The sequence below is a fragment of the Halopiger thermotolerans genome, assembly GCF_054654555.1.
Genome location: NZ_BAAIEU010000004.1, coordinates 854,679 through 870,829, shown reverse-complemented (window position 1 = coordinate 870,829; position 16,151 = coordinate 854,679). Strand labels below are relative to the sequence as shown.

Here is a 16,151-nt window from a genome sequence, read left to right as displayed (position 1 = left end):
AAGACGTGACGTTCCTTCGACAGTTCGTACCGGAATCGAGAGACGGCGGTCCGATCGTCCACAACTCGAGTTCCTCTTTCGGAAAATTATTTTTCTAATGCGGGACCGTATCCAATTGGATACGAAACCGTTATGAGTGATACGCCCCACCGTTCATATGACAGAGTACTATGGCACGTCTCGAGCTAAACAACCTGCACGCAGAAGTGGCGGACGGCGACGAGAAGATTCTCGAGGGGGTAAACCTCGAGGTCGAATCGGGCGAGATCCACGCCCTGATGGGCCCTAACGGCTCCGGCAAGTCGACGACCGCGAAGGTCATCGCCGGCCACCCGGCCTACGAGATCACCGAGGGCGAGGTCCTCCTCCACCTCGAGGAGAACGAGTTCGGCGACGAGGTCGAGATCGACGAGGACCAGCGCACTTGGAACCTGCTGGACCTCGAGCCCAACGAGCGCGCCGCGCTCGGCATCTTCCTGGGCTTCCAGTACCCCGCCGAGATCGAGGGCGTCACGATGACGAACTTCCTCCGCACGGCGCTGAACGCCAAGATCGAGGAGCGCGAGGAGCTCTTCGAGGAGGAAGAAGGCGAAGACGAGGACGAGGAGGACGAAGGGTTCGAGTCCTCGCCGATGGAAGGCCCCGAGGACGAGGGCGAGATCGGCGTCGCCGAGTTCCAGGAGATCCTCCAGGAGAAGATGCAGCAGCTGGACATGGACGAGAAGTTCGCCCAGCGCTACCTCAACGCCGGCTTCTCCGGCGGCGAGAAGAAGCAGAACGAAGTGCTGCAGGCCGCCATCCTCGAGCCCTCGATCGCCGTCCTCGACGAGATCGACTCCGGGCTCGACATTGACCGGCTGCAGGACGTCTCGAACGGCATCAACGCGCTGCGCGACGAGCAGGGCACCGGCATCCTCCAGATCACCCACTACCAGCGCATCCTCGACTACGTCGAGCCCGACCACGTCCACGTGATGCTCGACGGCCAGATCGCCAAGAGCGGCGGCCCCGAGCTCGCCGAGGAGCTCGAGGACAAGGGGTACGACTGGGTCCGCGAAGAAGTCTACGGCACCGCGTAACCGGTCCCGGCTAGAACAACCGTAATAACCCTACGGCCGTAACCATATACACAATCAAATTATGAGTTCCGAACAAGACCACCTCAAAGAAACAGACACCGAAGCGCGGTTCGAGTTCAAGAAAGAACAGAACGCCGCGGTGAAATCCGACAAGGGCCTGACCGAGGAGGTCATCCGTATGATCTCCGAGGACAAGGACGAGCCCGACTGGATGCTCGAGCGGCGTCTCCGCGCGCTCGAGCAGTACCAGAACATGCCGATGCCGTCGGACTGGCCCGGCATGCCCGACCTCTCGGGACTGGACGTCGAGGAGATCGTCCCCTACATCCGCCCGGACGTCGACAAGCGCGAAGGCGTCGACGACTGGACGGAGCTGCCCGACGAGATCAAGGACACCTTCGACAAGCTCGGCATTCCTGAAGCCGAGAAGAACGCCCTCTCGGGCGTCGGCGCCCAGTACGAGTCGGAGGTCGTCTACCAGAACATGCAGGAGCAGTGGGAGGAGAAGGGCGTCATCTTCATGAACATGGACCGCGCGGTCCAGGAGCACCCCGAGCTCGTCAAGGAGCACTTCATGACGACCTGCGTGCCGCCGAGCGACAACAAGTTCGCCGCGCTGCACGGCGCCGTCTGGTCCGGCGGCTCGTTCGTCTACGTCCCCGAGGGCGTCACCGTCGAGATGCCCGTTCAGGCCTACTTCCGCATGAACTCGGAAGGGATGGGCCAGTTCGAGCACACGCTCATCATCGCCGAGGAAGGTTCCGAGGTCCACTACATCGAGGGCTGTTCCGCGCCCAAGTACGGGACCCACAACCTCCACAGCGGCGGTGTGGAAGTCTTCGTCGGCGAGGACGCTCACGTCCAGTACTCGACCGTCCAGAACTGGTCGAAGAACACCTACAACCTCAACACCAAGCGCGCCATCGTCGAGGAAGGCGGCACGATGGAGTGGGTCTCCGGCAGCATGGGCTCGAAGGCCACCATGCTCTACCCGTGCTCGATCCTCAAGGGTCGCGGCGCGACCGACACCCACATCACCATCGCCTTCGCCGGCGAGGGCCAGGACATCGACACCGGCGCGAAGGTCTACCACAACGCGCCCGAGACGTCCTCGACCATCGAGTCCAAGTCGATCTCCAAGGACGGCGGCCGCACCAACTACCGCGGCCTCGTCCACATCGCTGACGGCGCCGAGAACTCCTCCACTGCGGTGGAGTGCGACGCCTTGATGTTCGACAACGAGTCCACGTCGGACACCATGCCGTACATGGAGATCGAGGAGTCGAAGGTCGACGTCGCACACGAGGCGACCGTCGGCAAGATCGGCGACGAGGACATCTTCTACCTCCAGTCGCGCGGACTGGACGACGACGACGCCAAGAAGATGATCGTCGCCGGCTTCATCGAGCCGATCACGGAGGAACTGCCGATCGAGTACGCGGTCGAACTCAACCGCCTCATCGAACTCGAGATGGAAGGTAGCCTCGGATAATATGAGCACGCAGGTACACGCCAATCTGACGGAGGAACAGGTCCGCGAAATCAGCGGGAACCTCGACGAGCCCGACTGGCTGCTCGAGACCCGCCTCGAGGCGCTCGAGGCGCTCGAGGAGCTCGACATGCCGGACGTCATCCGGACGCCGGGTCGGGACTGGACGAACCTCCACGAGCTCGACTTCGAGTCGCTCGTGGACCCGCTGAACGCAGCGGAGGACAAGGACCAGGTCGGTCCTGACGAGGTCGACGTCCTCTCGTGGGCCGAAGCAGTCCAGGAGCACGAGGACCTCGTCCAGGAGCACTTCGGCTCGATCGTCGATCCCCAGGAGAACTACCTGACGGCGCTGTCGACCGCCCTCTTTAGCACCGGGACCGTCGTCTACGTCCCCGAGGGCGTCGACGCCGAGGACGTCACCATCCGGACCGAGCAGAACTCCCGCTCGCTGTTCAACTACACGCTCGTCGTCGCCGAGGAATCGTCCTCCGTGACGATCCTCGAGCGCCAGTCGACAGGCGAGGAGGCCGAGGAGCAGTACTACAGCGGCATCGTCGAGGTCGCCGCCGGCGAGAACAGCAACGTTCAGTACGGCAGCCTCCAGAACCTCTCGGAGGAGGCCTACAACTTCGCGCTCAAGCGCGGCGACGCCGACACGTACGCGACGATCGACTGGATCGAGGTCAACCTCGGCACGCAGCTGACGAAGTCGGGCGTCTCGACGGAGCTCAACGGCGACTCCGCGGAGACCCAGATCGTCGGCGCCTTCTACGGCCACAACGACCAGCACTTCGACCTCGACGCGAAGGTCTGGCACCGCGGCGAGCACACGACCGCGGACCTCGTGACTCGCGGCGTCACTGACGACGTCGCCCGCTCGGTTTACGAGGGCGTTCAGGACGTCGGCACGGACGCCTGGGACACCAGCTCCTACCAGCGCGAGAACACGCTGATGCTCTCGGACGAAAGCGAGGCCGACGCCTCGCCGAAGCTGATCATCAACAACCACGACACCGAGGCCAGCCACTCCGCGACGGTCGGCCAGATCGACCGCGAGGACCTGCTGTACATGACCTCCCGCGGCATCGACGAGCGCTCCGCGACGAACATGCTCGTGCAGGGCTTCTTCGTGCCCGTCCTCGAGGAGATCGCCGTCGACGAACTGCGCGAGGACCTCGAGGAACTGATCGCGACCCGACTCCGCCAGCGCGACTAACGCGTTCGCTCTCGTCTCTTTCCGTTCTCGTCGTTTTCTTTTGGGTACCGAAACCGTCGGCTCCAAGCCGTGCATGCGAGCAAAACGTCCTGCTTCCCCAGTGACGCTCCGAGACGACTAAGTAACAGCGGCCCACTTATCGAGATATGAGTCTGGGACAGCGCGTCTCGAGCGACCACCAGCTGGCGCGGCTCCTGCAGATCGGGGTCGTGCTCGAGGAGGTCGTCGAGTCACGCGCCGCCCACCACCTCGAGTCTCTGCCGGCGGAGGAACGGGCGGAGGTCGACGAGGCGGTGGAGGAGTTGCTCGTCGAGGCCAGCGAGGAGTCGGCCGACCACCGCGAGCGACTCGAGGCGCTGATCGACGACCTCGACGCCGAGACGGTGGCCTACGAGGAGATCAACGCTTTAGTCGACGCACAGTACGGACCGCCCGAGGACACCGACGGCGTTCTCTACGACCAGCTAGCCAACGAGGAGACCGCCTACAAGTTCTACGACGACCTGATCGAAGCGATCGAAGCCGCCGATGCCGAGTTCGCGGTCGATCGCGATCGACTGCTCGAGACGCTGTACGACATCCGCGAGGAGGAGAAAGAGGGCGTCGAAGAGGTCACGGAGATCATGGAGCACAGAGCATGATCGGGGCGACCGAGATCGTCGCCGCGCCGAGCGTGGCATCGGTTTCGACCCGAGCACCGACGACCGACATCGACACCGAAACCACCAACGGCAACGGAGGGACGCGATGAACACTGCAGATCAGTATCTCAAGGCGATTTACCTCGCACAACGGATGGAGGACGGACCGGCGTCGACGGGCACGCTCGCGGATCTCCTCGAGGTGAGCCCGGCGAGCGTCAACGAGATGATCGGAAAACTCGAGGAGCGCGAGCTCGTCGAACACGAGAAGTACAAGGGCGCGACGCTGACCGAGGAAGGGCTCGAGCGCGCTCACGACTCCCTGCAGACCTACTGCATCATCGAGCGGTTCCTGACGAACGTCCTTGAGGTCGAGGAGTTTCGCGAGGAGGCCCGCGCGCTCGAGAGCGTCATCGACGATACGGTCGCAGAGCGGCTGGATACGATCATCGACCGCCCTGAGGAGTGTCCGGACTGTTTCAACGTCGAGAAGGACTGCTGCGACCGGCTCGAGGTGAGCGAGCGGGCGGACGCCGACTGAGACGGCAGTCGTTACCGGATCCGCAGCGAGCGGCGTTTACTTACGGTCGCAATCCCGGTCCGACGACACGATCGCGATCGCCTCGAGACCCGGTACCTCGCCGGCTCAGTCCGATCGGCGAGGCGATTCGTATTCGTCGCCGAACCGAACGTACCGACGGCCGACGAGCGCGGCGACGGCCAGCGCGAGGACGACGACGGCCGCCGTCCCGATTGGAAGCGACCACGAATCACCCGCCCAGTCGGCCTCGAAGACGGTCGCGTAGTACTCCGCTGCCGCCTCCCCGTGGAGCGCCACCAGCACCTCCCGGTTGTTCCGAAACGAGTTCGCGTTCCAGTTGGCGCTGCCGACCACGGCTACCTCGCGATCGATCACGACCCCCTTCGCGTGGATCTTCTCGAACCGATCGGTGTCCTCGGCGAGTCGCACCTCGAGCGGGAGGTCCTCGGCCGCGGCGATCCGCTCGAGTCGATCGGCGACGGCGGCGTTCTCCTCCTCGTGGTACCACGTCGAATCGAGCAGGATCTCGACGTCGACGCCGCGACGGGCAGCGTCGAGGACGGCCTCGAGGAGGGCGAACTCGCCGTCGATGCTGGCTTGTTTGACGAGGATTTCGTCGTCGGCGTTCGCGATCAGTTCTGCGAGCCGCGGCTCGGCGTTGTCCGGCGCGACTAACAACTCCGCGGCGTCGAGAGGGACCGTCGTCGGCTCGTGATTCGTGGGAAACTCGGACTCGGCGCCGGATTCCGCGGCCTCACCGTCGTCCGCGGCGGAACCGAACGTCGCGTTTCGGAGGAAGGCGGCTCCGGACCGCGTGTCCCAGCCGTCGAAATCGGCGCGGAAGACGCTCGCCAGGTCGGCCGCGAGGGCGGGGTCCTCGAGTCGAACGCCCCAACCGCGGCTCGACTCGCCGCCGACGCCTGCGGGTTTCCAGTTCTCGCTGGTGACCAGCACGCTGTCGTCGGCGACGGCGTACTTCGGGTGATGGTAGCGGTATCGGGCGTCGCCGCGGCCGATCACCCGCACGTCGACGTCGGCCGCCTCGAGGCGCTCGAGGACGGGCCCGGTCGCTTCCGGGGTCCCACCGACGGGGCCGGACTCGAACAGGATCGCGACGTCGACGCCGCGCTCGGCCGCCGCGACGAGCTCGTCGGCGACGGCCTCGGAGGTGACGGTGTAGCCGGCGAGCAGGAGCCGTTCATCGGCCCTGCGGATCGTCTCGAGCGGAACACTCGGTGCGTCCGGGAGGACGAAGACCGTCGCGTCGTCGACGTCGGCGCTCGAGGGCGGGCGGCAGGTGGCGTCTCGGGGCCACCACCGACCCCGGCCGCTCCGTGCGTCCGTCCCGGATGTTTCGAAATCCGTACGATACCACCGTTCGGCGGTCGGCGCGTCCTCGTAGCGAACCTCGTCGATCGGTTCGGTGCCGTTGCGAAGCGCGAGGCGGTCGCCGTCGACCGCGAATCGGATCGCCCCCTCGAGTTCCAGGACCGGCTCGTCGGTGAGCGTCGCCGTGGCGTTCGGATCGACGGTCGCGGCGACGCGCCCGGAGACGGTCTCGTTGGGCAGCGACGCCGTCGCGTGGCCGTCGGTGAGCGTCCAGTTGCCGACCCGGGTGTCCGTCGGGAACTCGAGGACGACGTACTCGCCGACATTGCGGTGGGTAGTCGGGTTCGGGTAGAGTTCGACGATTCGGGGCGATCGGTCGGATCGGTCGGTTTCGGCGTCGGACCCGAGGGCGGCACTGGGCGGACAGGCGCGGTTCGAATCGGGTTTGGTTTCGACGCCGATCCTCGAGTCGGCGGTCGAATCGGCGGCGTCGGCGGACGCTATCCCCGTTCCCGGGGTCGCGAAGGCGATTCCGAATACAGCCGTAGAAACGATGAGCGCAGCGAACGCGACGAACGCGACGCGACCGAAGACCCCAGTGGGCATCGCTCTCCCTGGCCGCTCGTTCGCATATAAATGATCGGCCGTATGCGACCGTCGGCCGGGTCCTCAATCGGCCGATCGACGGCCGAATCGACCTGTCGTTTTTTGGGATGCGAACGGGTTGTGCCGAGCATGGCAATCACGCACGACGGGTTGGCGGTCTCGTGGCTCGGCTACGCGACCGCACGCATCGAAGCGCCGGACGGCACCGTGATCTACACCGATCCCGGCCGCTACGGAACGCTCGAGGGCACGTGGGAAGACGAGTACGGCGAGGCGCCGCATCCCAGCGGCGAGCCCTACGACGCGCAGGACGGCGACCTCGTGGTCGTCACCCACGATCACCACTACGACGACGACGGCGTCGAGCGCGTCGCCGCCGAGGACGCGACGGTGGTCGTCTACGAATCGGTCTCCGCCGAGCGGATCTCCGCCGGCGGCCGGGACGTCGTCGAACCCGAGACGCTTCCGTACGACGTCCGCCGGATCGGCTACGGCGACCAGCTCGCCGTCAGGGGCGTCGACGTGCGGGCCGTCCCGGCGTACAACCACCCCGACGGGCCGAACGCGCGAGGCGGCGAGCCGATCCACCCCGAGGGGCTGGGCTGTGGCTTCCTCCTGACCGTCGACGGCGTCTCCTGCTTCTGGACCGGCGACAGCGACGTGATCGACGCCCACGACGACTTGGCGGGCGACGTCTCGCTGTTCATGCCCTCGATCGCGCAGAACTACACGATGGACCGCCACGGCGCGGCCGATCTAGCCGAGACGCTCGAGCCGGAGCTCGTCCTCCCGATTCACTACAACACGTTTCCGGAACTCGAGGCCGATTCGCGAGCCTTTGCGGGCGACGTGGCGAGTCGCGGGATTCCGGTGGTGCTGGACGAACGGTAACGAGTCGGACCGGCAGCGAAAATCGGCGAGCCGCGATCGGGTTCAGGCCGCCGGCTCGAGGTCGACGTTCTCGGCCTCGGCCTGAACGAGGTAGGCGCGGTCGTCCTCGTACTCGGCGACGATCTCGAGCGCCTCCTGCGTGCCGATCTGGTTCAGCGCCCACGCAGCGCTCGCGCGGACCCGATCCTGCTCGTCGTCCGCGAGGACGTCGGCGAGCGGGTCGATAGCGCGGGTGTCGCCGATCAGACCGAGCGCGCGGGCGGCCCAGCTCCGGACGTCCGGGTTGTCCTCGACGAGCTGCTGGGCGATCGGCTGGACGGCGTCTTCGGCGCCGATCTCGCCGAGCGCGCGGAACGCCGGCTTCTGGAGGTCCGGGTTGGAGTCGACGTAGTCGACGAGCGTGTCGACGACCTCGTCGTCCGCGACGCCGATCTTGCCGAGGATGCGCATCGCCGCTTTGTCCCGGCGGTTGGCCTTCTGGAGCATCGGATCGATTGCCTCCTCGGGGGCCATCCGTTCTAAGGCCTCGAGGCAGTGTTCCTCCATGAACTCCGAGCCCAGCGAGTCGTAGGCCAGCAGGATCTGGTCGACGTTGCCCCGCTTCTCGTGGACCTTCAGGGCGTGCCACTCCGGCGGGAAGTCCTTGACGTGGTCGAGCACGTCGTAGAACCCCTCGCGGCGGAGCTGTTCGCGCACCTCGAGGTCGGTCCACTCGGTGGCGTCCTCGACCGCGGACTCGAACTCGTCGGTCGCCTCGAGCAGCCCGGCGATCGTCTCGGCGTCGTCGTCGGGATCGAGGTCGGCCGCGTCGACGGCCTCGGTCGCCTCGTCGAGCGTCGCACCGAGGTCGTCGGGGACGGTCTTCTCCTCCTGCCCGTTCTCGCCGAGTTCGGCCCCGCTTGCGGGCTCGAGGCCGGCGGGCAGCGACACCGAGGTGCCGAGCAGGTCGTTCAGGTCCGCGAGGAAGGCCTCGGTCGCCGCGATCAGTTCCTCGTCGCCCTCCTCGGCCCAGCGCGTGCCCGTGATCGTACCGCTGACGCCGTCGATCTCGCCGATGACGTCTTCGGCGTAGGGACCGCGCTTGTCCTCGAGGTCGTCCTCGAGGTCGGAGACGTCGCTCTCGATCTCGTCGTAGGTCTCCTGGAGCTGTTCTTCGGGCGCGGGTTCGGACTCCTCGTCCTCGTCCTCGTCTTCGTCTTCCTCCTCCGGCGGCTCCGGAATCTCGATCTCCTCGAGGTCCGCGCGGAACGCCTCGATGTCGGCCTCGACGACGTCCAGGTCGTCTTCGGTCTCGGCCGCCTCGAGTTCGGCCTGCAGGCCCTCGAGGTCCTCGTTCAGCGCCTCGAGTCGGGTCCGAATGGCCTCGAGGTCGGCGGACTGCGCTTGTTCCGCCTCGTCCTCGGCTTCGGCCTCGGGTTCGCCCTCGTCGCCGTTCGATTCCTCACTCATGGTACCACCCGTGCGAGACGACGCCGACGCGTGACACTGTCCATACGTGACGGTCGTGGCAGGATCGCCCTAAGCGTTTCCATGCACGTCGGTCTCCGCGGGCTGAGGGTCCTCCCGCCAGTAGAACCAGGGGCTGAGCGTCATGTACGCGATCCCCAGCGTCAGGAGCGCGTACGGGAAGGTCCGCCCCGCGAACTCGGGCACGAGGATCGCGAGCACGTGGACGACGCCCATGATGCCTGCGTCGCGCGCGAGGAGGTCGGGGTACCGGATCCGCGAGACCATCAGGTAACAGAAGGCGGCGGTGACCGCGAGCACGAGCCACGGGTCCGCCATCCCCGCGAGGATCGCCGCTCCGAGGATCGTCGCCGCCAGCGTCGTCTGAATCCCCTCCGTGTAGTTGGCCGCGACGTCGTAGGCGGTGTACATCCCGAGTCGGGTGACCGCGGTCGCGACGAACAGCGCGCAGACGACGGCCACGAGCAGCAGTTCCGGGGTGACCGTCTCGAGGGAGATCTCGAGGCCGCGGGAGACGACGACGAAGGCGAGCACCGCGGGGGCGACGCCGAAGGAGGCGACGTCGGCCAGCGAGTCGAGGTAGGGGCCGGCCTCGGTGCCGCCGTACCGGCGCGCGAGGATGCCGTCGAGGCCGTCGGCGACGGCCGCGAACAGGATGAGGCGGGCGGCGAGATCGATGTCGACGAAGGCGACGACGACGGCGACGAATCCCAGGGCGGCGTTCGCGATCGTCACCGCGTCGGCGACGCCCAACCGGCCGACGAACCGCGGAAGCATACTCGCGGGTTCGGCGGGCCGGTCCCTTACGTGTTTTCGTTTCGCGGCGGCGTCGCCGGAACTGACAGTCGGGGCGGTCGACCGCTCCGCGATCGCTCTCCGACGCGGCGGCCGCTCGGTTCGAGCCGCGAACCACGGCGGTTATGTCGCGGTGCTCCCAAGGGTACGGTATGCACCGGCGCGCCTACCTCGCCGCCGTCGGAACCGCCGCGTCGGCCGGACTGGCCGGCTGCTCGACCGTCATGAGCGCCTTCGATAGCGACGACCTCTGCGAGGGTGACGACTGCTCCATCGGCATGACCCGCAACTCGTTCGTTCCGGAGGAGTACGAGGCGACCGTCGGCGAGACCGTCGTCTGGAAGAACACGAGCGGCGCCGACCACACGATCACGGCCCGCGAAGCCAGCCTGCCCGAGGGCGCCGACTACTTCGCCACCGGCGGCTTCGAGGACGAGCAAACGGCCGTCGAGGCCTGGCACGACCACCGCGGGGGTCGCCTCGGCCCTCGCGAGACCTTCAAGCACACCTTCGAGGTGCCCGGCACCTACGACTACTTCTGCGAACCCCACATCCGGGCGGGGATGATCGGCCGGATCGTCGTCACCGAAAGCGAGTAGCCGCCAGCCGCCGGTTGAGTCTCGAGCGACCGCGACCGACTTGATTCTCCGCTTTCTTCCGTCGATCAGTTTTCGATAGGCTCGCCGCTCGAATCTAGTTCATTCTGTGCCCGGCGGTCGCTATCGGCTGATAAATGCCGAAAACGGGCTCCCTCTCGACGTGTAATTGCAGTGCTACATCACGATAGGTTTTTCACCACTGGAGGATACCACCTAGTTGTATGAGCGAATTCGATCAATTCAGTCAGGTCGGCGAGGCCGACGTGACGCGCGCGATCGGGCAGGAATGGACCGAGGAGTTCATGGACTTCTCGGACTCGGACGTCATCGTCGTCGGTGGCGGCCCCTCGGGGCTGACCGCGGCGAAGGAACTCTCCGAGCGCGGGGTCAAGACGATGGTCGTCGAGAAGAACAACTACCTCGGCGGCGGGTTCTGGCTCGGCGGGTTCCTGATGAACAAGGTGACGGTGCGAGATCCGGCCCAGCAGATCTTGGAGGAACTCGACGTCTCCTACAAACAGTCCGAGGACAGCGAAGGACTGTACATCGCCAACGGGCCGGAGGCCTGTTCCGGGCTCATCAAGGCCGCCTGCGACGCGGGCGCGAAGATGCAGAACATGACCGAGTTCACGGACATCGTCATCCGCGAGGACCACAAGGTCTCGGGGATCGTGATGAACTGGACGCCGGTCCACGCGCTCCCGCGCGAGATCACCTGCGTCGACCCGATCGCGGTCGAGGCCGACCTGGTCATCGACGCGACCGGTCACGACGCGATGGCGGTCAAGAAACTCGACGAGCGCGGCGTGCTCGACGCCCCTGGCATCGAGGACGCGAAGGAGAACGCCGGCATGGACCAGACCGGCGACGACAGCTACGGCGCGCCCGGCCACGACTCGCCCGGCCACGACTCGATGTGGGTCGGCAAGAGCGAGGACGCCGTCGTCGAGCACACCGGCCTCGTCCACGACGGCCTGATCGCGACGGGGATGGCCACCGCGACGACCTACGGCCTGCCGCGCATGGGACCGACCTTCGGCGCCATGCTCGTCTCGGGTAAGCGCGCCGCCCAGGAAGCGCTCGACGAACTCGAGATCGACGCCGAACCGGTCGACATCACCTCGCGCGCAGCGCCGGCCGACGACTGATCGAGACGAGCGGGAGTCACAACGGATCGCGACCATCGGCCGTCGTATCGGAATGGACCACCAACGCCGTCTGCTCGAGCGGGTGATTTCCGCCGCCTGTTCGTCGATTCAGCCGCGTTCCGGCGTGGGCGTGGATTCGGTCGAAATCTCGGACTCCTCGGTCACCGACGTCTCGCAGTGATCGCAGACGTCGGAGTCGACCGAGATGCGAGCACCACACGCCGGACAGTTGGTTTTTCGGACGTCCGTCTCGGAATCGTCACTGGCGTACACCGTATTGAGTTGCTCGAACCGCAGCCAGATTACGAGGACGAAAAGCAGCGCGACTCCGATACCGACGACGCCTCGGGCCAACGGAAACAACCAGTCAGCAGCGGTTTGTCCAATGATCAATACATCGACAGCATCCTCCATCGGCTAACCCATTATGTTTATCAGATAATAAGTTTACTGTGCTATTTTAGGGATACGGGAATAAGATACCATCACTGCGTTTTGGTGCCGCTTATCCTCACGAATTGTCGACGATTGTTCGCGCGAACTCGTCCGGAAGTCGTCAATCGTCCCTCCGTCTCGGTACCATTTCCCTTCGGTTGGAATTCCCGAAAGGTATTTTATTGTTTAGGCTAGCCTAAAAAACATGACAACGAGACGAAACCTACTGGCGCTGAGCGCAGCGGTCGCGGGAACGGCTGTTGCCGGCTGTACTGGCGGTGCGGACGAGACCGGAACCGAGACGGGGACGAACGGCTCCGATTCGAGCGGTAACGACTCGAGCAGCAGCGATTCGAACGGCGCCGAGGAGGACGAGACGCCCGCCGTCGATCCGGAACTCGGCGTCGCGGCCGAGTGGAACGCCATCCGCGCCCGAACGGCCGACGCGCTCGCGCTCGGCGTCGCCGAGGAGTTCGACGTCGGCGCGTCCGTCGTCGGCGACACGATCACCCGGTTCGAAGCCGCCACCGCCGAGTGGGGCGCCCACACGCAACTCGAGGAGACCGATCGCGAGACCTACGAGGAGTTCGAAGAAGCGCTCGAGGAGTTGCGCCTCGAGGGGCTCGACGAGGGCGCCCTCGAGCGCGTCCGGGAGGAAGCCGCCATCGCCGACGAACAGATGCGGGCGGCCCAGCGCGAGCGCCTCGAGGCGGCGAACGCGCTCGCGCTCGAGATGGCGCTGTTCGGCGCGCGCGTCGCCGACGTCGACGTGCTCGCGACGGCCGGCCACTTCGGGGCCGCACAGACGCTCGCCGAACGGACGACCGAACGCTGGGAATCGTCGGCGGTCCACGACGAACTGAGCAGCGCTAACGGCGACCTGTACGGGGCGTTCGAGGGCGAACTCCCGACGCTGGCCGAGGCGGCCGGCAACGAGAACGCTGAGGGGGTCGCGTCCGCCGCGGACGCCGCGCTCACGGCCGCCGTCGACGCGGCGTACGAACTCGCCGCCGACGAGGCCGCCGGCCACGCGGCGCAGCTGGCGACCATGCAGGCCCGCGGCTGGGACGCGGCCGTTCTCAACGGTCTCGAGGGCGTCAACTCTGAAACGGCCGCGGGCGTGATGCGGGACACCTTCGCGCGATTCGAGAGCGCGCGCTCGCACGGGGCGCTCGAGGCGGCCGACCGCGACGCGTACGAGACCTTCGAGAGCGAACTCGAGGCCTACATCGAGGCGCTCGCGGCCGGCGAGGGCGTCGGCGAGGCGGCCGGCAACTTCGCCGGCGCCGCACGGCGGGCGCAGTTCGCCGTCGCGGGCGCGCTCGAGCGGGCGCCGGGCGAGGGCGGGGGTGACGGTCACGGCCACGACGAGGGCCACGGCCACGCGGAGGACCTTGAGGGCGGCCCGAACGTCGTCGAGGGCGTTCCGGCGGACGCCGATCACGTCGTCGAGATGCGCGCCGTTTCCTTCGAGCCGGCCGAGATCACGGTCTCGCAGGGCGACACCGTCGCCTGGAAGTTCGTCGAGGGCGAACCGCACTCCGTCACGGCCTCCGAGGACGACATCCCCGAGGGCGCCGAATACTGGGCCTCCGGCGACTTCGAGAGCGAGGACGCCGCCCGCGAGGGATGGGACGACGGCGTCGGCGCGATCGTGGACGGCCAGTCCTACGTCCGAACGTTCGAGACCGTCGGCGAGCACGAGTACGTCTGTATCCCCCACGAAGCGGCCGGAATGACGGGAACGGTCGTCGTCGAGTGACGGCGGCGCGGGCCGACCGCAAGCGTTTCACCGGATGGTATCACCATCTCATACATGGTCGACCGAGTCATCTGCTACCGCGCACCGACGCCCATCGCCGGCGAGGCGTCTCGAGGCGACGACGAGGAGGGTGACGACACCGAACCCGTCGCCGACGTCGACGCGATCGCCGACTGGCTCGAGGGGCGGATCGAGGCGTCGGTGACGGTGCGCGATCGGTTCCTCGACGTGCACCGGACGGAAGACCTCGCCGAGCGGTTCGCCGCGGCGCGCGTGCAATCACCCCACGAGCGCGAGACCGGGAACGCGATGCTCGGGACGATCCGCTACGAGGAGCGGGCGCTCGAGCACCCCGAGCGCGAGGGCGGCGTGCTCTACGACGGCGTGGCGGTCCAGCGGGCGCTGAACGCGGCGCTGCCGGCCGACGAGCGCGGCCTCGAGACGCTCCACGTCGCGGTTCTCGACCGGGCGATCGGTACGTGGGGCGACCACGACGGCCGCTGGCACAAGCGCGTGACCGTCCTCGGCCAGCCGGCGCTGGTCTCGGTGCCCGGGCTCTACGAGGCGCCCGCGAAGCCCGAGGCGTACTACAAGGAAAAGCAACGGCACGCCCTGCTGTCCGGCGATACGCCGCCGCGGGAGGTCCTCGAGAATCAGGTCGAGGGGGACTTTCTGATCGAGAACGATCCCCGGACGACCGACGCGCTGAAGGGGTACGTCCTGCAGGCGTACCACGTTCTCGAGACGGGCGAGGGCTTTTGCGATCGGGAAGGGTGTCGGCTCTACAACGCCCACTATCACGAGGAGGTGATCGACGCCCAGCTTCGCGAACCGGAATTCTGCGCCGACCACGCGCGGCTGTACGGCGAGTGACGGACGGCGAATCCGACGCGCGACGATCGGTGGCGAACGCCGTCCCGTATCCCGGGTGGCCACGTCAGTCCCGCGGCGCTGCCGGAACCCCAGCCCACTTCTACCGGAGTCGCGTTCGATGTGTTACATATGACCGATCCCATCACCGTCGACGTCGACGTGCGGTACCGTGATTTAGACACCATGAATCACGTCAACAACGCGGTCTATGCGAGCTACTTCGAGGAGGCCCGCGTCGCCTACGTCGACGAGGTCTTCGACGTCGACCTCGAGAACCTGAACTTCGTCATCGCCCACCTCGAGATCGACTTCGGGCGGCCGCTGACGATCGAGGACGACCCCACCGTCACCGCCGAAGTCACCGAACTCGGCAACTCGAGCGCGACGATGGCGTACGACCTCCGGGTGGACGGCGACTCGGTCGCGACCGGCGAGTCGACGGTCGTGTTCGTCGACCCCGAGACCAAGCGGCCGGGACCGATTCCCGCCGCTATTCGCGAGCGGATCGTCGCGCACGAGGGGCCGGAACTCGAGGAGTAGTCGACCGCACCGCGAGAGCGTTAGGACTCCGGCAGTTGACCGCCGGTGAGTCGCACGACCCCGAAGACGTGCGTCTCGTCGGCGACGGCCGCCGATCGCTCGCGGAGGCGGGCGTGGGCGGCGTCGATCTTCTCGTCGAGACGCAGGTGCGGGTCGTTCTCGTAGCGAAGCTTCGTCGTCGGCGGCGTCGAGAGGACGACGATCGCCCGGAAGACGGCGTTGACCGGCGGCGCGTACCACGCGTCGCTTCGGGCGGCGTTCGCGAGCACGACGCGGCCGCCGGGACCGACGAGGTCGCACCAGTCGTCGACCACGCCCGCGGGGTCCCCGAGCATGCCGACGACGAAGGTCGCGAGCAGGGCGTCGATGTCGCCGCCGTCGACGCCCGCGTTCTCGAGGGACGCGGCGCCGAACGGCGGCCGTGTCGCATCACCCCGGACCACGTGGACGTTGTCGTACTCGGCCGTCAGCTCGCGGGCGCGCTCGAGGACCGGGCCCGTGAAATCGAGGCCGACGACGGTCCCCTCGGGGCCGACCCGCTCGCGCAGGTAGGGGAGGTTCGCGCCCGTGCCACAGCCCATCTCGACGACGGTGTCGCCGGGCTCGAGCCGGCAGGCGGCGGCCGCTCGCCGGCGTAGCGCCGGGATACCGGGGGTTCGGCGCGCGATCAGGTCGTAGAGGCGCGCCCAGCGGCCGTAGAACTCCTGGGCGGTTTCCGAATCCGAGTCGCGGCTCAT

Annotated in this window: 15 protein-coding genes; 11 read left to right on the top strand and 4 right to left on the bottom strand. The window is 66.9% G+C overall.

Annotated features, from left to right (window positions below; translation table 11 throughout):
- The first annotated feature begins 170 nt into the window (after nt 1-170).
- The 5 genes from ACYQ26_RS11985 (at nt 171) to ACYQ26_RS11965 (ending at nt 4,969) form a co-directional block, all read left to right on the top strand.
- Complete coding sequence (locus ACYQ26_RS11985) at nt 171-1,079, top strand: ABC transporter ATP-binding protein (RefSeq protein ID WP_459809130.1); 909 nt, start codon at nt 171-173, stop codon at nt 1,077-1,079.
- A gap of 61 nt (nt 1,080-1,140) precedes the next feature.
- On the top strand, nt 1,141-2,571 hold the full coding sequence (gene sufB, locus ACYQ26_RS11980; protein WP_459809129.1) for a Fe-S cluster assembly protein SufB: 1,431 nt from the start codon (nt 1,141-1,143) through the stop codon (nt 2,569-2,571).
- Between the two features lies 1 nt (nt 2,572).
- Nucleotides 2,573-3,787, top strand: coding sequence for a Fe-S cluster assembly protein SufD (gene sufD / locus ACYQ26_RS11975; RefSeq protein WP_459809128.1), 1,215 nt, complete (start codon nt 2,573-2,575; stop codon nt 3,785-3,787).
- A gap of 146 nt (nt 3,788-3,933) precedes the next feature.
- Nucleotides 3,934-4,428 (top strand): ferritin-like domain-containing protein, encoded by a 495-nt coding sequence (locus tag ACYQ26_RS11970; RefSeq protein ID WP_459809127.1) that lies wholly within the window; start codon nt 3,934-3,936, stop codon nt 4,426-4,428.
- Nucleotides 4,429-4,534: 106 nt separating this feature from the next.
- Nucleotides 4,535-4,969: a metal-dependent transcriptional regulator gene (locus ACYQ26_RS11965; RefSeq protein WP_459809126.1), complete on the top strand. Its 435-nt coding sequence runs from the start codon at nt 4,535-4,537 to the stop codon at nt 4,967-4,969.
- Nucleotides 4,970-5,074: 105 nt separating this feature from the next.
- Here the strand turns inward: ACYQ26_RS11965 and ACYQ26_RS11960 are convergent, their stop codons facing one another.
- Nucleotides 5,075-6,904 carry a phospholipase D-like domain-containing protein gene (locus ACYQ26_RS11960; RefSeq protein ID WP_459809125.1) on the bottom strand — a complete coding sequence of 610 codons (1,830 nt, stop codon included), beginning with the start codon at nt 6,902-6,904 and terminating at the stop codon, nt 5,075-5,077.
- 129 nt (nt 6,905-7,033) lie between these two features.
- On the opposite strand from ACYQ26_RS11960, the gene ACYQ26_RS11955 reads away from it, so the two are divergent.
- Nucleotides 7,034-7,795 carry an MBL fold metallo-hydrolase gene (locus tag ACYQ26_RS11955; RefSeq protein ID WP_459809124.1) on the top strand — a complete coding sequence of 254 codons (762 nt, stop codon included), beginning with the start codon at nt 7,034-7,036 and terminating at the stop codon, nt 7,793-7,795.
- Between the two features lie 42 nt (nt 7,796-7,837).
- Here ACYQ26_RS11955 and ACYQ26_RS11950 read toward each other — a convergent pair whose 3' ends face one another.
- The gene (locus tag ACYQ26_RS11950) at nt 7,838-9,244 is read right to left on the bottom strand and encodes a HEAT repeat domain-containing protein (protein WP_459809123.1); all 1,407 of its coding nucleotides are present in this window, start codon (nt 9,242-9,244) and stop codon (nt 7,838-7,840) included.
- 69 nt (nt 9,245-9,313) lie between these two features.
- Complete coding sequence (locus ACYQ26_RS11945) at nt 9,314-10,039, bottom strand: protein sorting system archaetidylserine synthase (RefSeq protein ID WP_459809122.1); 726 nt, start codon at nt 10,037-10,039, stop codon at nt 9,314-9,316.
- 170 nt (nt 10,040-10,209) lie between these two features.
- Between ACYQ26_RS11945 and ACYQ26_RS11940 the strand changes: the two genes are divergently transcribed.
- From ACYQ26_RS11940 to ACYQ26_RS11920, 5 genes are all read left to right on the top strand, one after another.
- A complete protein-coding gene (locus ACYQ26_RS11940) occupies nt 10,210-10,656 on the top strand; it encodes a cupredoxin domain-containing protein (RefSeq protein ID WP_459809121.1) in 447 nt (148 codons plus the stop codon).
- A gap of 221 nt (nt 10,657-10,877) precedes the next feature.
- Nucleotides 10,878-11,804 carry a sulfide-dependent adenosine diphosphate thiazole synthase gene (locus tag ACYQ26_RS11935; RefSeq protein ID WP_459809120.1) on the top strand — a complete coding sequence of 309 codons (927 nt, stop codon included), beginning with the start codon at nt 10,878-10,880 and terminating at the stop codon, nt 11,802-11,804.
- 640 nt (nt 11,805-12,444) lie between these two features.
- Nucleotides 12,445-14,001 (top strand): DUF5059 domain-containing protein, encoded by a 1,557-nt coding sequence (locus tag ACYQ26_RS11930; protein WP_459809119.1) that lies wholly within the window; start codon nt 12,445-12,447, stop codon nt 13,999-14,001.
- A gap of 54 nt (nt 14,002-14,055) precedes the next feature.
- Nucleotides 14,056-14,874, top strand: coding sequence for a DUF7001 family protein (locus ACYQ26_RS11925; RefSeq protein ID WP_459809118.1), 819 nt, complete (start codon nt 14,056-14,058; stop codon nt 14,872-14,874).
- 129 nt (nt 14,875-15,003) lie between these two features.
- A complete protein-coding gene (locus ACYQ26_RS11920; protein ID WP_459809117.1) occupies nt 15,004-15,414 on the top strand; it encodes an acyl-CoA thioesterase in 411 nt (136 codons plus the stop codon).
- A gap of 20 nt (nt 15,415-15,434) precedes the next feature.
- Here ACYQ26_RS11920 and ACYQ26_RS11915 read toward each other — a convergent pair whose 3' ends face one another.
- Nucleotides 15,435-16,151, bottom strand: coding sequence for a class I SAM-dependent methyltransferase (locus tag ACYQ26_RS11915; RefSeq protein WP_459809116.1), 717 nt, complete (start codon nt 16,149-16,151; stop codon nt 15,435-15,437).